The sequence below is a fragment of the Dermabacter sp. HSID17554 genome, assembly GCF_003989295.1.
Lineage (GTDB): Bacteria > Actinomycetota > Actinomycetes > Actinomycetales > Dermabacteraceae > Dermabacter > Dermabacter vaginalis.
In genome coordinates this window covers 1-604 of sequence record NZ_RBLW01000021.1, presented here as the reverse complement: position 1 = coordinate 604, position 604 = coordinate 1, and the positions used below count along the sequence as shown (strand labels likewise).

At 52.6% G+C, this 604-nt stretch carries 1 rRNA gene; it reads right to left on the bottom strand.

Annotation, left to right across the window (positions count from 1 at the left end):
• Positions 1-384: 384 nt before the first annotated feature.
• A 16S ribosomal RNA gene (locus tag D8M36_RS10030) occupies positions 385-604 on the bottom strand; the annotation flags it as partial.

Here is a 604-nt window from a genome sequence, read left to right as displayed (position 1 = left end):
GTAACTTAGAAACACTCGAAAATGAACACATAGACCAAAAAATCATTGAACTATCTGTAACAAAAAATTGCTTACAAGATGCTCGCGTCCACTATGCAGTTGACAAACAACACCCCCACACCCGAAAACCACCAACCACAAAGCCAGCAGCCCCAGGGGGGAAAAGACCGCACATGCAGTCTCACACCCCAATAGTGTGCCCACAACACGCCACCTAAGTCCCAGCACCGTTCCAACCCCACACGAAAGCAGGGCGTACTCAGCACCAGCACAAAGCAACACGTCTTTTATTGATGTTCCACCCAGCCCATACGCGCTGCACACACTCGGCACAGAACACGCACACCACCAAACGGCAGTGCAGGGCAAAAGTAAACTCCTTAGAAAGGAGGTGATCCAGCCGCACCTTCCGGTACGGCTACCTTGTTACGACTTAGTCCCAATCACCGATCCCACCTTCGACGACTCCCCGCAAAAAGCTTGGGCCATCGGCTTCGGGTGTTACCGACTTTCGTGACTTGACGGGCGGTGTGTACAAGGCCCGGGAACGTATTCACCGCAGCATTGCTGATCTGCGATTACTAGCGACTCCGACTTCATAGGG